The 15903-nt window shown below is 47.8% G+C and carries 16 protein-coding genes; 8 read left to right on the forward strand and 8 right to left on the reverse strand.

Features of this window, described 5'->3' with window-relative positions; translation table 11 throughout:
* Window positions 1-43 precede the first annotated feature (43 nt).
* Together O9X78_RS14215 and O9X78_RS14220 are read left to right on the forward strand one after the other, a co-directional pair.
* Window positions 44-448 carry a hypothetical protein gene (locus O9X78_RS14215; RefSeq protein WP_269620374.1) on the forward strand — a complete coding sequence of 135 codons (405 nt, stop codon included), beginning with the start codon at window positions 44-46 and terminating at the stop codon, window positions 446-448.
* A gap of 159 nt (window positions 449-607) precedes the next feature.
* Complete coding sequence (locus O9X78_RS14220; protein ID WP_269620375.1) at window positions 608-1507, forward strand: alpha/beta fold hydrolase; 900 nt, start codon at window positions 608-610, stop codon at window positions 1505-1507.
* Window positions 1508-1806: 299 nt separating this feature from the next.
* On the opposite strand, the gene O9X78_RS14225 is transcribed toward O9X78_RS14220, so the two are convergent.
* The gene (locus O9X78_RS14225; RefSeq protein WP_269620376.1) at window positions 1807-3093 is read right to left on the reverse strand and encodes a hypothetical protein; all 1287 of its coding nucleotides are present in this window, start codon (window positions 3091-3093) and stop codon (window positions 1807-1809) included.
* Between the two features lie 70 nt (window positions 3094-3163).
* On the opposite strand from O9X78_RS14225, the gene O9X78_RS20930 reads away from it, so the two are divergent.
* The 4 genes from O9X78_RS20930 (at window position 3164) to O9X78_RS14240 (ending at window position 5269) form a co-directional block, all read left to right on the forward strand.
* Entirely contained in the window at window positions 3164-3358 is a 195-nt protein-coding gene (locus O9X78_RS20930; RefSeq protein ID WP_350339237.1) for an EAL domain-containing protein, read from the forward strand.
* Window positions 3359-3539: 181 nt separating this feature from the next.
* Window positions 3540-4238 (forward strand): CsgG/HfaB family protein, encoded by a 699-nt coding sequence (locus O9X78_RS14230; RefSeq protein ID WP_269620377.1) that lies wholly within the window; start codon window positions 3540-3542, stop codon window positions 4236-4238.
* A gap of 15 nt (window positions 4239-4253) precedes the next feature.
* Window positions 4254-4616, forward strand: coding sequence for a DUF4810 domain-containing protein (locus O9X78_RS14235; RefSeq protein WP_269620378.1), 363 nt, complete (start codon window positions 4254-4256; stop codon window positions 4614-4616).
* Entirely contained in the window at window positions 4613-5269 is a 657-nt protein-coding gene (locus O9X78_RS14240; RefSeq protein ID WP_269620379.1) for a DUF799 domain-containing protein, read from the forward strand. Before O9X78_RS14235 ends, O9X78_RS14240 begins: the two co-directional genes overlap by 4 nt.
* Window positions 5270-5358: 89 nt before the next feature.
* Here O9X78_RS14240 and O9X78_RS14245 read toward each other — a convergent pair whose 3' ends face one another.
* From O9X78_RS14245 to O9X78_RS14260, 4 genes are read right to left on the reverse strand one after another with little or no spacing between them, the layout of a single operon-like run.
* Complete coding sequence (locus O9X78_RS14245) at window positions 5359-6267, reverse strand: hydroxymethylglutaryl-CoA lyase (protein ID WP_269620380.1); 909 nt, start codon at window positions 6265-6267, stop codon at window positions 5359-5361.
* 32 nt (window positions 6268-6299) lie between these two features.
* On the reverse strand, window positions 6300-7499 hold the full coding sequence (locus O9X78_RS14250; RefSeq protein ID WP_269620381.1) for a CaiB/BaiF CoA transferase family protein: 1200 nt from the start codon (window positions 7497-7499) through the stop codon (window positions 6300-6302).
* Between the two features lie 27 nt (window positions 7500-7526).
* On the reverse strand, window positions 7527-8297 hold the full coding sequence (locus O9X78_RS14255) for an SDR family oxidoreductase (RefSeq protein ID WP_269620383.1): 771 nt from the start codon (window positions 8295-8297) through the stop codon (window positions 7527-7529).
* A gap of 24 nt (window positions 8298-8321) precedes the next feature.
* Complete coding sequence (locus tag O9X78_RS14260; RefSeq protein WP_269620384.1) at window positions 8322-9062, reverse strand: glutathione S-transferase family protein; 741 nt, start codon at window positions 9060-9062, stop codon at window positions 8322-8324.
* Window positions 9063-9353: 291 nt separating this feature from the next.
* Between O9X78_RS14260 and O9X78_RS14265 the strand changes: the two genes are divergently transcribed.
* Window positions 9354-11720 (forward strand): TonB-dependent receptor, encoded by a 2367-nt coding sequence (locus O9X78_RS14265; protein ID WP_269620385.1) that lies wholly within the window; start codon window positions 9354-9356, stop codon window positions 11718-11720.
* A 76-nt stretch (window positions 11721-11796) separates the two neighbouring features.
* Here the strand turns inward: O9X78_RS14265 and O9X78_RS14270 are convergent, their stop codons facing one another.
* The 3 genes from O9X78_RS14270 to O9X78_RS14280 form a co-directional block, all read right to left on the reverse strand.
* Window positions 11797-12042 (reverse strand): hypothetical protein, encoded by a 246-nt coding sequence (locus O9X78_RS14270; RefSeq protein WP_269620386.1) that lies wholly within the window; start codon window positions 12040-12042, stop codon window positions 11797-11799.
* A gap of 127 nt (window positions 12043-12169) precedes the next feature.
* Window positions 12170-13582, reverse strand: coding sequence for an aminotransferase-like domain-containing protein (locus O9X78_RS14275; RefSeq protein WP_269620387.1), 1413 nt, complete (start codon window positions 13580-13582; stop codon window positions 12170-12172).
* A 78-nt stretch (window positions 13583-13660) separates the two neighbouring features.
* The gene (locus O9X78_RS14280; protein ID WP_269620388.1) at window positions 13661-15061 is read right to left on the reverse strand and encodes an aminotransferase-like domain-containing protein; all 1401 of its coding nucleotides are present in this window, start codon (window positions 15059-15061) and stop codon (window positions 13661-13663) included.
* Between the two features lie 353 nt (window positions 15062-15414).
* Between O9X78_RS14280 and O9X78_RS14285 the strand changes: the two genes are divergently transcribed.
* Window positions 15415-15897 (forward strand): MSMEG_0572/Sll0783 family nitrogen starvation response protein, encoded by a 483-nt coding sequence (locus O9X78_RS14285; RefSeq protein ID WP_219044038.1) that lies wholly within the window; start codon window positions 15415-15417, stop codon window positions 15895-15897.
* Window positions 15898-15903: the final 6 nt, after the last annotated feature.

The raw sequence follows: 15903 nt of genomic DNA on the forward strand, positions 1-15903 counted from the left end.
TATTTACAGAGTAGCTCATCCTAAACCAAGGAATAGGATAATAATGATGATTCGAGTACGTAACGCCGCTGTATTCCTTCTGGCCAGCTTTTGTTTTAGCGTCGCGAATGCCGCTGAAACGGGTGATATACGGGGAGAGGTGGGGTTTGTTGATGAAGGAACGGGTGCCACGGTGGAATCTGTTGAGCGGGGAGACGTATCCGGTGAATATCGCGTATTAATCTCTGTACCCCGCAAAGGAGATTCGCCGGCTATGGAAATTGAAGAGGTGTTGGTCACTGCGCCAGAACTAACCCCCGAAGATCCTGCTGTGCGCCCACGTTATGAATTCGTAAAGGACTACAGCGAAGATCGTTATGGCTTCTACGTTTATATTGGTAAAAGCCGGGATTGGCCATTCCGTATTTATTTCAAGGACCACGACAGCGATGTAATTCACAATCGCTAGGCAAAATTAGGTGTTTGGTAAATGCCAAACACCTATTCATTTCAACAGTCATACGTCCTAAATCAACAGTACTCGCGCTATAAACTTTTCATGGGCTTGCCGAAATCTCTTTGTTTTTCTGTTATAACAGACGGTATTTAGATTTAGGTGTTTAGCACTATGGATTGGACGCGCAGCCGCATTGCCGTAAGCGAAGGTATTGAACTTGCCTATGAAGAAATTGGCGCGCCGGATGCGCCGGTCATACTGCTCATTATGGGCTACGCAAGTCAGTTGATTGCATGGCCAGAAAACTTTTGTCACCGTCTTGCCGATGCAGGTTATCGCGTTATTCGATTTGATAATCGCGACGTTGGTTTGTCGACCAAATTAAATGACGCGGCGGTTCCGAATGTTATTGCCCTGCGGTTGCGCCAACAGCTTAAACTGCCTCTCAAGGTCGCCTACACCTTAGATGATATGACAGCTGATACGGTTGCCTTGTTGGACACCTTAGGCATTTCCAGCGCTCATATTGTTGGCGCGTCCATGGGCGGTATGATCGCGCAATTGCTCGCTGTAAATTATCCGGAGCGCGTCAACTCACTAGTGTCATTAATGTCGAGTTCCGGCTACGGGGGAATGAAACCTAAAATACTCTGGCATATATTGAATAAAGCCGCCCCAGATCGCGATGCGCAAATAGCGCATTCATTAAGAACCTGGCAACTAATCTCCAGTCCAGAACTTGGCGACCCAGTGCAACAGCTGCGTGCGCGTATCGAAGCTGCCTATGAACGCGCTCATTACCCGCCGGGAAAAGCGCGGCAAATGGCGGCTATTATGGCCTCAGGCAGTCGTCAGAAAATACTGTCAAAAATAAATGCGCCGACGTTGGTTATTCATGGCGACAAAGATCCCATGCTGCCACTGAAGGGGGCAAAAGATACTGCTCGTCGCATTCCTAACGCGCGCTTGGAATTGGTCGCTGGAATGGGGCATGACTTGCCCGAGGCACTTTTAGAAAAATTGGTGAATTTAATATTGGGGCATGTACAGGGTGCCGAAATAACATCGTAATGCCAATATCGTGATTTATTTCGGCTTGCATACAGTCAAATATGTGGCTTTTTTATTGATAGGTTGCTCCCCAATATCAAAGCGCCGACGCTAGTTATATACCGTGACAAAAACCCGATGTTGCCTCAAAGGGGCGCTAAAGATACCGCGTGGCGAAAATAGATAAAATTGCTAGTTCTGTGCTGAGGCGTTTGGAGACGGTAGCAATTTAGAAAACGTCTAAATTAAGGTGAGGCCGCTCACTGCAGCCTCGGTATTTTATTTCTTTGCTGGTTCTAGTTTCAATATATGAGCTGGCGTTAGGCTGATGGAATTGGCTCCAGCCCACCAAATGAAGAGCCTGGCTGGCACTTTTCTCCTGTCGTATTGCCTGATTGCTCATCCTGAAGATACTTAATGTAGATAGGTCCTTCCGCAAAATTTCCGTCCGCATCGGTAATTCTGACATTGAGCGTGTATAAGCCGTAGATATCTGACGTGAATTTAATTTTAAAAGGGTCCTCTAAACCAATATTGGTTTGGGCGCCGACTGGCCCACAGCTAATATTGACATCAATTTCATGAAGATTGAATTCCGCGTCAAAGAACCATTGATCGAGAAGTATTTCCGCAGGCTCTTGATTTGGCGCATAGAATGATTTGGGATTGTTATTTAGCGTAAAGTGCGGGGTTGTATTGGCGGCAAACACGTCTATATCGTCGAATTTGGATGCGGAAATACCGATGCTAAAATATTCCCCAGAGTTTTCTTCGTATCGTAAACTATAGCGATTGTTATGTAGCTTCACTTTGGCTTGATTGTCCCCAAAACCGGTGAGAGTAGCCGCGTATAGGTCTACGTCGCCAGAGAGTATAAGAGTGCCGCTATTTTCGAAGTCGATGTATCCTGACGCATCGGTAGGCAGGGCAAGCAGGGCAAGATATTCTGGATACTGCAAGTACAGGAAGGCATAGGAAATATTACTTTCGAAATTTTCTTGGATATCGCTGTCATAAACATTACGGTGTGTTTCCGCTTCTACGATAATTATGTCGTGCTCGACAATACTCACATTTAGCACCGTAGTGCCGCTCGCGCTGGTATAGCGACTACCTAAGCGTTCTTGATAGTCGATAAATTCAACTGCCGCGTTAAAGGTTCGATCTGTTTCATTAACATTGTAAATATAAGATTTAATTGTTCCTGAGCTTGAGGCGTCATTGATGTCGTCCTTACACTGATCAAATTCTAGGGTTATGGTGCCTCCATTTTTTTGTATGGACGTGTTTATAGAACCGCTATAGTTACAGGACGTGCGTTGTGTGCCGTTTTCAAAATAAAATTGTGGAATAGGGGTTGATAGAACAAGCCGGTGGCCATCAAAAACGGCGATAGATTGTAGAATCTCGTTGATAAACTTTTCAGCTACCAATGGGGTATTTGTTCTATTTAGGGCGTAACTGGCAGAAAGAGAGTGGTTTGCAATGTACTTAGACTCCGGTACTGAATTTACGTCACCGCCACCGCCACCGCCACCGCTACCGCCACCGCAAGCTGATAGGGCCAATGAGGCAATAAGAATAACTGATATGCGTGTTTTTAACATGGGGCGCTCCTGCAGTGTAAGTTAGTCCTTTTATGCGTTCAGTATAGATGTGAGCACATGCTTAGCCAACATGAAAGGCGCGTTATATTTTAACTCCGTTTTGAATTTATTAAACGAGCTTAATATAAGCGTTATAGTGAAAGGAGTTGAAGCTAGAGAAGGGGTGAGCAGGTTACGAGATGCGGGTGTTGAGCTGATGCAAGCTTACCACTTTGCGAAGCCTGGATTTGAATGTCTGCCTAGGGTGGATTTTAGTGTTGTCTAACAGTATCCATTCTATGGTAGGGCGTGTCCCCATCGGCTTAGTAATCTCGTATTGAAGGCTATATGTGTAGTAGTGGCGTAATTATTATGCGACGTTGGATTTGATTAATAACTAGATTGACGTGCTTGTTCGCGCACTGCCATAATTAAGTCCCGACATAAAAACCAAATGGATTTGCTCAATGTTAACTACTCCCTTGTTAAACTATTTTCGGAATGCAGCGCGCGTACTTCCTGCAATCTTAGCGACGTTGTTATTGTCTGCATGCGCTACAGAATCCCACCAAGCCGTTGAATCTCAGACCGTTGCCAGCTATGGAAGCGCTTATTCTGGAACTAAACAAGTATTAGTAGTAGGGCAGTTTGATAATCGCTCTAACTATCTGCAGGGTATTTTTAGTTCAGGGTCAGATCAGTTAGGTAATCAAGCGAAGACCATCTTAAAAACACATCTTCAGCAAACCAATCGTTTTACCGTCGTTGATCGCGAGAATATGGCGCGTATAGCTGAGGAGGCAAAGCTCAGCGGAGTGCAGCAGAAACTGCGGGGCGCGCGGTACGCAGTTACAGGTGATGTGACCGAATTTGGTCGGAAAACCACCGGCGATCACCAGCTTTTTGGCATCCTTGGATCAGGGAAAACACAAACCGCGTACGCTAAGGTCTCTATCAATGTGGTCGACGTGACAACGTCGGAAATTATCTATTCTACTCAGGGCGCCGGTGAATATGCTTTGAGTAATCGCGAGGTGGTTGGTTTCGGTGGTACGTCCGGTTATGACGCAACCCTTAACGGCAAAGTCCTTAACTTTGCTATTACTGAGGCCGTCAATAATATGGTTCGTGATCTGGAAGCAGGTGTATGGTCAGCCGCCCAATAATTGGAAAGGATTCCTATGAAGAATGTCATGTTGATCACCTTTCTTGGGCTAAGTTGTGTAGCCTGCGTGCCTGCCCAAAAAACGATGTACTACTGGGGTAGCTACGAGTCACTGATTTATAAGATGTATGCAAAACCTGGCGAGGCGCCGCCCGATCTTCAAATTCAAAAATTGACAGAAGATATACAGCGGGCGCAGGACAGTGGTAAAGCTGTGCCCCCCGGTGTATACGGTCATTTGGGCTATATGTACACCACCGTCGGCAATCTTCCACAAGCTACGACTGCCTTTTTGCAAGAAAAAGCTCTGTATCCTGAGTCAACGGTTATGATCGACGGATTCTTGTCGCGGCTTCAGCAGCAAGGAGCGCAGCGATGAATATTTCAACTCGGAATAGGGCATTAGTTTTTGCATTACTTGCGCTGTCGCTTGTTGGGTGCCAAGTGGCTCCACCTTATGATTACTCGGCACTTCAAGCCAGCAAACCGCGCTCGATTTTGGTTATCCCACCGCTGAATGAATCAGTGGACGTGAACGCGCCTTATACTTTCATCTCGACGGTTTCTAAGCCCTTAGCTGAGAAGGGCTATTACGTCTTTCCTGTTGCGGTAGTTGATCAATTTCTGAAAGAGAATGGTCTGCCTTCACCGGGTGAAATGAATGGCGTGCCCTTGGAAAAGCTCCGGGAAAATATCGGTGCTGATGCAGTTTTGTATACGACGATTAATCAGTGGGGGCAAAAGTTTCAATTGCTGTCTTCGGTGACTATTGTGGACTCAGAACTTAAACTTATCGATGCGAGAACGGGCGAGTTGTTGTGGACAACACGCGCGTTTGCCCAGCAATCATCTAGTGATGGCGGTAGTGGCTTAGCTGGGGCCATTGTGGGTGCCATTGTGCAGCAGATTGCAGGCTCTATCTCAGATCAAACCCCCGCCTTGTCGTCAGGTGCGAACGCGATGGCTATCAATGCGCATAACCAAGGATTATTGCCGGGGCCATATCTTCCTGAGGACGCGCATCAGCAGTAGTCATTGTTTGGGCGATGGATAATTAATTGTTCTCGCCCTTTTTCTTAGATGAGTTTTGCGCTGTTATTCTTTTGTTCATTTCTTTCTTGCTATAAACGCCCTTTTTCTACCTGCCGCTTTATCCATTTAGCCGATTTTGCTATCGCGTTTGCGCCGGTTTGTTCGCCCACTAAATCCGCTGCGATTACTAGCTTGGCTAAGTCGATGCCGGTATCAAATCCCATCTGGTTAAGCATTAATACCACATCTTCGGTGGCAACATTTCCTGATGCGCCGGGCGCGAAGGGGCAGCCACCGAGTCCACCAATGGACGTATCGAATTTACGTATTCCGCACTCTACCGCGGCAAAAACATTGGTGACACCCATAGCGCGGGTGTCGTGAAAGTGACAGGAGAGGCGGTGCGCACCAAATTCGTTGACCAGCTTGCTCATTAGCGACTTCACTTGCGCGGGAGAAGCGGCGCCGATGGTATCCGCGAGAACGACTTCTGGCGCGCCAGCGGCAAGCATTTCACCGCACAAATCGATCACTGTTTTCTCTGGTACAAGGCCTTCAAAGGGGCATTCCCAAGCGGTGGCAATGCAGGCGAGGGTCGTAAAGTTATCAGCCTGACCACGGCCTAATACGTCTTTTGCAAAGGCTAATACTTGCGCGTTTGTCATGCGAATGTTTTGTTCGTTCATGCTGTTGCTTGCTGCAATAACAATACTCACGGTGTCGATGCCAGAAGCCTTGGCTAGCTCGTAACCTTTGAGGTTTGGTATAAGTGCAGAAAAATGATAGTCCCCGCTTGGTAGCGCTGCGACGACCTCTGCGGTGCCGCGCATTGCCGGTACTGCGGCGGGGGATACAAAAGAGCCTACTTCAATGTGCTTCACCCCAGCATGGATTAAGGCGTTAATCAGCGCAAGGCGTTGATGTGGCTCAAGCACGATGGCTTGGTTTTGCAAACCATCACGGGGGCCAACGTCGTTAATAATGATTTCTTCAGCCATTGTGTAATCCGTACTCTATTTTTTGAGTGTCTTTAGGCGATGATACCAGTTGCTTTTAGTCTTACGGTATCTGCCGACGAATAGTTGGTTAGTTCAGCCATAAGCTCGTCGGTATTTTGACCGAGCAGCGGCGCAGGGGAAAAGAGCTCATCACTGCTGCGGGATAGCTTAATAGGATTGCCGGGGCCTTTCGTGCTTTTGCCCGAAGGATGCTTTAGATCGACCACCATGTTGCGATGTTGCACCTGTGGGTCGCTTAAGGCCTGTGAGAAATTATTTACCGGTGCAACGGGGATGCGCGCTTCGTTGAGCTTTTTTATCCAGTTTTCACTGCTGTCTAGCCGAAAAATATCTGCCAAGGTTTGGTCGATGAACGCCTTGTCTTCTAGGCGACCTGGCTGGGTGTCGTAGTCGGACTTTTCTAGGACTGGACAGTTCACCAAGCCTTTCAAATTTAGCCAAAAATTATCGGTTAGCACGCAAACAACAATATGGCCATCCGCGGTCGGGTAGCTGTTATACGGCACATGAACAAAGTGACTATTGCCGATAGGGTGCGGATTGTCCCCAGATAAAAAGTGCATTGTTGCCATGTAATTCAATAGTGATATCTGCACGTCTAACATCGAAATATCTACGTGTTGGCCAATGCCAGAGGTGCTTCGTTCGATGATGGCACTCAGTACGCCCATAATGCCAAACATCCCGCCACCAAGGTCGCCAATGGGAATGCCCGCGCGCATAGGCTGACTGACATCGGCGCCGGTAATCGACATGCCGCCGCCGTAGGCCTGAGCAACTTGGTCAAAAGCGGGGCGATTTGCGCCTGGGCCATCTTCGCCAAAGCCGGTAATTGAGCAGGTAATAATCCGCGGATTTATCTCGGCCAAGTGGGCGTAATCAATTTTAAGTTTAGCGGGGACACCAGCAGTAAAATTGTTGATGACCACGTCAGCGGTTTTTACTAAATCGTAAAAGACAGTTAGGCCTTCCTCGCTTTTTAAATCAATAGCAATACTGCGCTTATTGCGGTTTAGGGTAATGAAGTAGGCGCCCATGCCGTCCAGTGAATTCTTGGGGTCATTGGCGAGCAATTTGCGCGTACCTTCGCCGCTCAGTGGTTCAACTTTTACTAAGTCCGCACCGAGGTCGGCCAAGGTCATGGTGCAAAACGGGCCGGAGAGCATATGGGTTAAATCTAATACGCGTATGCCCTTGAGAGGTTTGTTCATAAAAGCTCTTATTTTGTGTTTGGTGCCTTATCCGGCGCTGATCACTGTTCCACCGTCAATGACTAATAGGCCGCCAGTCATATACGATGAGGCCCGCGAGCATAAGTAAATAACTGTGCCTGCGGCATCCTCTAGCTTGCCAACACGGTGCATAGGAATACTTTGATTTAAGGCTTCTTCGTCTTCCATCAAAAAGGCCGTCATACTGCTTGGAAACATGCCTGGTGCTATCGCGTTTACATTGATGTTGTCTTTCACCAAGCGCGCTGCTAATTGTTGTGTTAACTGTATGACGGCTGCTTTGCTGGCGGAGTAAGAGAAGGTGTCTTGGTGAGAATAGCGTAGCGCATAAATCGACGATAGATTTACGATTCGTGCGGGCTCATCGTTGCTGGCGGCTGCCCGAAGCAGTGGTAGTAATTTTTGGCTTAGAAAAAACACGGATTTCACGTTTAAATCCATGACCTTATCCCAACCGCTCTCTGGGAACTCGTCGATGTTTGCTCCCCATGTGGCACCGGCATTGTTGATAAGAATATCGAGCTTACTTTCTCTGTTCGCCAAGTCTGCTGCAAGTGCAGTGATGCCGTCTAGCTGTGATAGATCAGACGTAATCGCGATACATTCACCAAATTCAGAGAGTCGCGCCCGAGTTTCTTCAAGCTCTTTGGCTTTACGTGAGGTGATATAGACCTTGGCACCCGAGCGCAAAAAGCCCTCGGCAATCATGGCGCCAATGCCGCGTGACCCGCCGGTCACTAATGCAATTTTACCTGCGACGGAAAATAAGTCTTTCATAACAGCTCCTGTTCGATAGTCGAGTTAGCGTTGACGAAATTGCTCTTCGCCAAATGAATATGACCACGTTTTCTCGTCTAACTCCATTTTAAAGTTAGGTGGAAGCTGATATACCCAGCCATGAATTAAGTCTTTGCCCCGCTGTACGGCCGGGCGTTGCTCTATGCGTTGGAACCAGTCATGAAGCCGAGGAAAGTCTTTGTTTAGATGAATATCAATCAAAGGTAGTGCACGAAGCCAGGGCCAGCAGGCGATGTCAGCGATTGAATAGTCACCAGCGAGGTAGTCTTGGGTTTGTAGGTGTCCCTCTAGAACGCGACATTGGCGCAAGCTCTCATTGACGTAGCGTTCGCGGGCGTAGTCCTGCTGAACCCGCGCATAGCGGATAAAGTGATGTGCTTGGCCTTGCAGTGGGCCGACACCGGCTACTTGAAACATAAGCCATTGCAGTTGTTGGAAGCGAATACGTGGGTCGGCAGACATCAACTTGCCGGTCTTCTCTGCGAGATAGAGAAGAATAGCGCCGGTTTCAAATATAACCATAGGCGTGTTATCTGTTGGCCCAGTTTCGCCACTGGCGGAGATAGGGTCGTGGTCTACCAAAACAGGCAGTTTATTGTTTGGATTTAGCGCCAGTAATTCCGGCTTGAATTGATCGCCGATGCTGATGTCGTAGGGAATTACCTTGTATTCAAGCCCCAATTCTTCCAAGGCTATTGAGATTTTATGGCCATTTGGGGTTGGTACCGTATGTAGGTCGATCACGATGCGACTCTCCTTATTTAATTGTCAATTATATTGACATTGTGGCGGTGTCATTGTCCAGCACAATTTCTTCTATGAGTCGCTGCGCCGGTTTCTATTTTGGGCACTTGACGTCAGCGGGATGAAGGGCTAATAATGTAAACTAAATTGACAATGTGGTGATTGATAGTTCATTGCTTTTAAGTGTGGACTGAGAGCCGCTGGCGTATAAAGTCAGTTACAAATAATAATAAAGTAAGGTGGATTATGCTGAGCAGACAGAACCGGTGTGTGTGGCTTGCGAGTATGCTTATGTGTGCCGTACAAATTGCAAATGCTGAGACAAGCACAGCGAATGCTGCTGAGCAGACCTCGGAAGCGTCAACGCGACGAATTTTAGAGGAGGTGGTCGTTAGCGCGCAAAAGGTAGAGCAATCCTCGCAAGACGTGCCTATTTCGCTAACGGCGGTGAGTGGCGACTTCATGCGCGAGGTGGGCGCGACGGGCTTGCAAGATATCGCGCCGTATATACCGAATGTGCGTTTCTCTTCAGATACTGATCCCGCACTGGCTCAAATTAATATTCGCGGATTTGGCTCCAACCCGCTGAACTCTGCGTTTGATAGTTCGGTTGGTTTTGTGCAAGACGAGGTGTTTTTTAACCGCCCCTCATATTACAACGAAGGTATGTTCGATATCGCGAGGGTAGAGGTCTTGCGCGGCCCGCAGGGAACGCTCTTTGGTAAAAACACCATCGCGGGGGTATTTAACGTAACGACTAAAGGGCCGACTGACGAGTTTTCTGCCGACTTACGTGTTAATAAGTCCGACCCTGAAGAAGTAAGTTATGAGGGTGGCATTGGTGGCATGGTAACGGACTGGTTTGGCGTTCGTCTTGCGGTGCAGGATATTAGCCGAGATGGCCAACTGTACAATCAGTTTTTGAATCGCCAAGATGACGAGCACGAACAAAACGCCCAGCGACTCAAATTACTATTTTTACCGTCAGAAAATGTCTCGGTTGAAGTTATGGGGGTTACCTCGGAAACCTCTGCCAACTATTGGGGCCTCCAGTTAATGAATTTGGACGAGGGCACAACTGATTTTTTGAAAAATTACGATCCCAATATTGAGGACGATCCCTACAACTTTACTAGCTCCTACGACCAAGATGGATTTTTGGATAAAACCTCAGACACACTTAGTCTTAAAACCGATTGGGATATTGGTCCGGTTGGCGCCCTAAATAATCTCAATATGGTTTTGGTATTGGCGGACACTGAATTAACCATAGGTAGTTTGGTTGATTTAGATACCTCGCCCGCGAATCTCGCTATTTTAGAAGTGGTTTCCGACTACGAACAACAATCAGCAGAACTGCGTTTTACCGGCACCGCCGACAGCTTGTTCGGTATTGGTAGCGGTGTTGAGTTTGTCGTAGGCGCGTATATGTTTGAATCACGTTTCAGTCAGAAAACGCAAATTACGGCTGGTAGTGATTTTGGCGCCTACTTATTAACGGACGACGCCTTACAATTAGTGTCGGGTCAAACTGGTGTATCTAGCGGTGGATTATTAGGCGGCTTGAACTTGGCCGGTATTGGTTTGATTAGCGATATAACTGGCGGATTAATTGGCGATGATTATTTACAATTAGATTATCTTTTAAATGTCGACGCGCAGGCTATTTTTGCGCAAATGAGTTGGGCGCTAACAGATCAGTTTATTGTCACCCCCGGTATTCGTTTTAGCCGAGAGCAAAAAGTCGCTGATGCACGGGGCGAAGGCTTCTGTCAGACCGCCGCATTAGGAACACCTTGTTTAATGGAGACGGCGCTGAGTGCAGAAGATTATGATGAGCAGGGATTGAAACGAAAAGAAACCGATGTTTCACCCAAATTGTCATTTCAATATTATTTGAATACCGACACCAATGTATTTTTAACCTACGCACGTGGTTATAAAAGTGGCGGTTTCAATGCCTCATCCTTTGGTGGTGAGGATTTAAGCTTTGAGCCGGAAGAGGCAGCAACAATAGAGGCTGGTTTTAAAGGCGAGTTTTTTGACAACACCCTACGTTTGAATGCGGCGGTATACCAAACCCAGTTCGATAATCTGCAAGTGCTGGCATTTAATGGCGCTTTCTTCGATGTCACTAACGCTGCGTCGGCAATCTCTCGTGGTTTAGAAATGGACTTTATGTGGCTAACGCCGTTTGAGCCACTTAGCCTTGCGGGATCTTTGGGCTTACTTGACGCCAAATATGATAGCTATCCAAATGCCCCTGCGCCGGTTACTAGTGGCTTAAATTCGAATCAAGATCTTAGCGGCAAGCGCATTGCCTTCGCCCCAGAACAGAGTGCCAGTATCACGCCAACATTGACCTTACCCTTGTTTGGTTTGGCAATGCGCGCCAGTGTCGATTATTTGTATCAAGGCAATCAATTTACCGATGGAGATTTGGATCCAAATAGTTACCTAAAAGGTTTTTCGCAAATATCGGCGCGCATTAGCGTTGGTGCATGGGATCAGCGTTGGGCCGTCACCGTGGGTGGAAGCAATTTGACCGATGAAAAGGTGTTGAATCAGGTGTTAGATACTGTGTTCTTTCCTGGCTCATATAACGCGCGGCAAAAGTCTGGCCGTAAAGTCTTTGCGTCTTTGTCCTTTGCTTGGTAGTTAGCTTCGTTCATTGAGCTTGGTCGGAACATATTGCTCACGCTGGCGGTCAAGTATTTTAGTCTTACCGCTTGCGCTAGTGTGGTAGTACGCGAATTACGATTTGCGAACTGATAAAGCAAAAAAGAAAGAAGATAATGGCGGCAAAAAAACCGGACAAAATTAATGGCTTGGGGTTTGATTCAGCAAGGTCTAGTAGTTTTTTCCGGCCAGAATGATTTTGCAGTGCAAAAATGAGTGAGAAAGCTTGTGAGATAGCGTCAAAAAAGCCGAAGGGCTTCTTAGCGTGTTTCGACGTGGTACTTTTTTCTGTCTGTTCCATGATGTCTACTCCGCTGATTGTTCAGCGTTTTCTGGTGATCTAGCCAATTTGTCTTGCTCGACAATAAAGTCACTCTAGCTGATTTGGGTTTGCAAAAGCAGGCGCAGTTAGCCATAAAAAGACCATATCAGATTTGCTCATATACCAAACTGCCGAGTTTCTTTACGGCCTTGTCCATGTCGGGCGTCCACGGGCTGCAAGCGAAGTTTAGTCGTATGTAGTTTCGATACTGTTTGCTGGCCGAGAAAATGGGGCCGGGGGCAATACTGATATTTCTGCGTAACGCTGAGTTAAGAAGATCTAACGAGTTTACAGATTTTGGCAATTCCAGCCACAGGAAATAGCCGCCCGATATTGGCGTGATTAAGGTGCTGGCGGGGAAGTATGTAACTACCGCTGCACGCATGAGATCGTATTGTTGTTGCAGAGTGATCCGCAGTTTTCGCAAGTGTCTTTCGTAGCCACCGAATTGCAGATAGTCTGCGATTGCGACTTGCGCAGGCATCGATGTCGATAGCGTCGTCATTAATTTAAGTCGTTCTACCTGTTCGTGGAATCGCCCTGCGGCAGCCCAGCCTACTCGGTAGCCCGGTGCGAGACTTTTTGAAAATGATTTGCAGTGCATTACCCAGCCTTCGCGATCGAAGGCTTTGGCTGGTTTTGGCTGCTGATCGTTGTAATAGAGCTCCCCGTAAACATCATCTTCTATCAGTGGTATTTGGTGCTCAGTTAACATTTCAACGAGCGTCTGTGTTTTGTTGTCAGATGTGCTGATACCACTCGGGTTTTGGACGTTCGTCATAAACCAGCATGCTTTTATCGGGTGCTCTTTGAGGGCGGCGGACAAAAATGCTAGATCAATTCCGTCCTCGGTGCAGGGTATTTCTACCGCATTTAGTTGTAGTCTCTCTACCGCTTGAAGACAGGCATAAAACGCTGGAGATTCAATGGCGATGAGATCTCCCGGTTTTGTTACTGCTTGCAGGCAAAGATTTAAAGCCTCAAGAGCGCCGTCGGTAATGATCACTTCCTCAAGCGGGATTTGGATCTGATTTGCAGCATAACGTTGAATAATTTGGCGTCGCAGTGCGAGATTCCCCTGCGGCAGATGTGCAACGACATCGTTCATGTCGATATCTTTGGTCGCCTTTGCTAGGGACTTAGATAATCGTCTCAAAGGAAAAAATTCTGGGCTCGGAAACGCTGAGCCAAGCGGAAAAATTTTGGGGTCGCGAAGTGATTTTAGTACAGAGAATACCAAATCGCTGATCTCAATTGTGCTTGTTTTCGGCACAAGCGTCGCCTGATTTTTGACTGGTAGGGTGTGGTCTGGCTGTGTGCAAACAAAGAAGCCGGATCTAGGTTTAGAATAGATTAGACCGCGATTTTCAAGTAAGAAATACGCTTGATATACCGTAGACACGCTGGCTTTATAGGTTTTACTAATGTGGCGAACAGACGGGATGCGCTCATCAGATTTTAGTACGCCACTTTCAATCATATTGGCGATTTCCATGGCCAGCTTTTCGTACAGCTTCATTGGGTATCAAAGACTCCGCTTATTATTGTGTTGCGTTTCTTTATCGCGTGGTCAATAGCTCATAGGCGATAGTTAATATCAGTGGGTGTTAGAAAGTAAAAATGCCGGCTGTTCGATCACATCTGCCAACTGTTGCAAGCCGTCCTCCCAGTTGTCTCGGCTGATAGGTCCGCCATAGCAGATACGCAGAGCGTCGGGGGGATTGTTGTCGGTACTAAATGCGGCGCTGGCAACTGCGCTAACACCGAGTGAGCGCAGGTGAACCGCGAGTTCCGACGGATTCCAATTGGATGCCTTGGGTAATTTAAGCCACAGGTGGAAAGCTCCCGCGGCCCCTGAAATATGATTCCTTCCTAAATAGTGTTCGGCTAGTTTTAGGCGAGCGCTGCCTTCGGTGCGCACCGCTTTTAGCATGGCGTCTGCGGTGCCATCCGCAATCCACGTGCTGACCAAGGCGTCGGTTAGTGGCGAGGACATGACTGAAAGCGCGCGCATCGCACCGGAAATACGCTGTGTTTGCCGTTTGCCGGGGGCGTGTAAAAACGCTGAGCGCAATCCGGGGCCAAAACATTTTGCGGTGCCGGTGATGTAGTAGCTTAGCTCTGGGGCTAGGTCTGCAAAGGGTGTTACCGGATCGTCGCACAGCATGGTGTAAGCGTCGTCTTCAATAATGGGAATGCTGTAGCGCAGTGCGATGTCAGCTAAGCCTTGGCGTCGACTTAGCGGAATGGTGGTGGTGGTCGGATTGTGAATGGTCGGATTTAAATACAAGACGGCCACACGGCCTTCTTTACACACGTCCTCAAAGGGTTTAGGCAGCGGGCCGTGCATGTCTCTTTCAAGGGAGTGGAGGGTGAGCCCGAGCTGTGCGGCAATTGCTTTCATACCGGGATAGATAAGGCTTTCTACACACACCAATTGGCCGGGTGATACTAGCTGCGTCATTAGACCGACAAGCGCGCTATGAATACCGGGGCAGATGAGTATGTTTTCCAGACGCGCATTCCCTAGGCGGCGATCTAGCCACATTAATGCGGTTTCTCGTTCGCGCTGCCCGCCGCCAAAAGATTGATAGCGAAACAGCGAGTAAAGGTCATGCTGTGCCAGCACTGCAATGGCACTGTCACGAACCTTCTCAATAAGTGTGGGGATAGCTGGTTCGATCAGCAAGTTCATTGTCATCTCGTAGCCGCCTTTGGCGGGGCCGAGGGATACGGCCTTGCCCTTAACAAAGCTACCAGAGCCGGGGTGCGACTCGATAAGTCCGCGACGTTTAGCCTCGTTATAGGCGCGGGCGGCGGTGGTGTAGTTTATGTCTACGGCTGCGGCTAGGTCTCGTAAGGTGGGGAGTCGATCTCTCGCCTGTAGGCGTCCGGATTCCACATCTTCTGCGATGAGATCGGCAATGAGTAAGTAGGCGGGGCGTCCCTTTTCTTTCGTTAGGGTTTTGGCCCAGCGTTGAAGTTCTGTCAAATTCATGTAAATCCTGCCTAGCCCATCAAAGCTGATATTGAAATTGATCGTATCAGGTTTTTAAATTGATTGCATTGCGCGTGATCAGCAAATTTGCGGTGCGCTCTAAGCGCGCATTTACCAAAAAATGGCACATAGATAGTGCAATTACTGCTGAGCGCGACAATTTGTAATTTCTTTATGGGGGCTTTAAAAAATAATTTATCGTGATTTTGATTTAGTGTTTTGGATTTGATTGCATATTGATCGCATTAAATGGGAAATTGATTGGCACCTTGATTGCTATGTCTTGATTGCATCATTAGGCGGTCCGCCGGTGATCATTCTTTTTAAGAATCAATTTATGGAGAGACCCAGTCATGCCAAAAGTAACTCAAGCAATGCACAAGGCCGGTGATTATTTTGTGGACTACGAGGAAAAAGTATTTGAAGACGTAAAAGCAGAGGCTGGTCAAAAAGCCTTGGTCACCTTTCACACTGTCGCGTTCGAGGGCTCCATCGGTTTCGTCAATATGCTGCAGGCCACACGCTTGCTTCGCAAAGGGTTTGAAACATCAATTTTGCTCTATGGCCCTGGCGTTACTCTTGGTCTTCAGCGGGGTTTCCCCACTATTGGCGATGAGGCGTTTCCGGGGCATCTGAACTTTAATAATCAGCTCAGTAAATTCATGGCCGAAGGCGGCAAGGTATTCGCTTGCCGATTTGCCTTGCAAGCACTTTATGGGCATGGCGAGCCTTCGCTGATTGAGGGCATTCGCCCGATTAATCCTCTTGATGTTCTCGACCTGAAGCTTCTTCACATCCGTGACAACGCGGTGATTATTGATACTTGGACTGTGTAAGGAATT

Origin of the sequence: Zhongshania aquatica (genome assembly GCF_027257955.1) — a bacterium.
In the GTDB taxonomy this organism is placed as follows: Bacteria; Pseudomonadota; Gammaproteobacteria; order Pseudomonadales; family Spongiibacteraceae; genus Spongiibacter; species Spongiibacter aquatica.